The 2,017-nt window shown below is 34.8% G+C and carries 2 protein-coding genes; both read right to left on the bottom strand.

Annotated elements, in window-relative coordinates; genetic code table 11:
• On the bottom strand, positions 1-1,017 hold a 1,017-nt coding region (gene ysxE / locus BFA01S_RS21410), incomplete at its 3' end, for a spore coat protein YsxE (protein WP_066235655.1).
• A 71-nt stretch (positions 1,018-1,088) separates the two neighbouring features.
• On the bottom strand, positions 1,089-2,017 hold a 929-nt coding region (locus BFA01S_RS21405; protein WP_156484003.1), incomplete at its 5' end, for a LysM peptidoglycan-binding domain-containing protein.

The raw sequence follows: 2,017 nt of genomic DNA, 5'->3' as shown, positions 1-2,017 counted from the left end.
TGTGGCAGCCTCGTTTCCTTCTTTTTCCTGTCTCTTTTTCTCCTCAATCTCAGATACTCTCATAACAAAATATTCAATATTTTTAAACTGCCAGTATGCTTTTAACAATTTCCTGTTTCGGGATAATTCTTTTTGTTTATTTTGAGTATTCGTTTTGATAATGCGTAATATAGAAGCAGGATATGATAAATAACTTAAAAATAAATGCATTTCCTCTTCTTTGAAGGGATAATATTGCTGATATTCATAAAACCAGTTAACACAGTCATCGCATTGAGTGGGATATGTTTTTAATGTTCTATTTAAAAACAGGATCATATCTTCAATCGGAGAAGCCATTCTTGCTTCTTCAAGATTAATAAAAAATCCTGTTCCTTTTTCATCATATAAAAAATGATGAGAGGATAACCGGCCATGATTCATCACTATTCTTGTTGCTTCTTTTTCCTTCATTTCTTCTTCCCAGTCTGCAAGCTTCCCTTTTGCAAAATCAATTGCACGGCTTACTTCAATAAAATAAGTGACTGCCTGGAGTTCAAAAGGAGCTAAATACAGCTGTTTCTCACATTGCTCTACATATCTCTCATATAATGCCTGCTCTTCATTCCACTTCTCTAATACCGATTCGTAATGAGATGCTGATTCATCCTCTTTTAGTTTTTGTTCCTTCTCTGTACGCTGATGTAACCTAGCAGCTTCTTTAAATAAATATAAATGTTTCTCATTTCGCTCATCGGCCAGTTCATTTTGCAGACATGGCATTAAATAGTAAAGATTATTTTCATGCATTGTAAGCAGTTGTTTATACCGATTCGGAAAAATTTGTACATAATTTTTATACTGGCTTTGTTCAAGCTGTGGCAGAAATTTTATAAATTGCGGATTACGCTTATTTGAAAGTTTCTTTAAAATAAAAGAATAAGTCGTTGTATGCACTTTATTTACACGGTCATTTATTGATTCAATATACGTCGGCTTTATATCATACTGTTCTAAAACTTGTTTAATTTCATCCATATTTCCCACCTCTATAAAAAGCGCAAGCATCTGTAGATACAATCACTAAGGTGCTTGCGCTAGAAAGACAATCATTTTGTTTTTGAATAAGCTGGAATATATAAAATTTGTCCTTCGTAAACGTCATTATCTGCACCAAAATCATTGACACGGATAATTTGTTGTACAGTTAAATCATATCGATCACAAATCATATCCAATGTTTCCCCTTGCTGAACGATACAAATTTTTAATTTAGAGAAATCTTCTTCATCATCACGTGCAAATAAACTTGCTAAATAATTAGCATTATCACTCGTTGCAGATGATGGTTCTTCTTCACGTGGCGGTTCCACTGCTTTTTCCTTCTTTACCGGCTGATCACGCTGAGAAAGCAATGAATATTGAACTTCCTGCTGTTCTTTTTGTATTTGCTCCGTTGGTTCTTTTCTAACTTCTATTTCGAAAACTTCATCATTTTCTTCTTCCTCTTCGATAGTCGCTGTAAAGAAAAGATTTTCACTGCTGACCAGCTGTTCAATTTCTTCTCTTTCTATCTTTTCAGATAAAGATAAATTATTCTCCTCTTCCCGATCCGAATCATCTGATTCTTCTAAAGGCTCCTCTTCGATATCTCTGTAGAAAGATTGCAGTTGATCATCGCTTTCCTCTTCTTCATTAAACTTCTCTTCCACTTCTTCAATCAAAGGCAGCGTTTGTTTATCATTTTCTTCCTCTACAGCCGCTCTTGTAAATTCCAATTCTATTTTTTCTTCCTGATTAAGTTCTGCTGGGATAAGTTCTGCTTTTTCTCCCCGATCATGCTCTTCTAAGACAAATTCTACTTTTTCTTCCCGATCATGCCCTTCTAAGACAAGCTCTGCTTTTTCTTCTCGATCATGCTCTTCTAAGACAAATTCTACTTTTTCTTCCCGATCATGCCCTTCTAAGACATGTTCTGCTTTTTCTTCCTGATCATGCTCTTCTATGATAAATTCTGTTTTTTCTCCCCGAGCATGCT

It is taken from the genome of Metabacillus fastidiosus NBRC 101226, assembly GCF_001591625.1.
In the GTDB taxonomy this organism is placed as follows: domain Bacteria; phylum Bacillota; class Bacilli; order Bacillales; family Bacillaceae; genus Metabacillus; species Metabacillus fastidiosus.
Note: the sequence above shows the minus strand (reverse complement) of the source record. Positions and strands in the feature narration are given on the sequence as shown.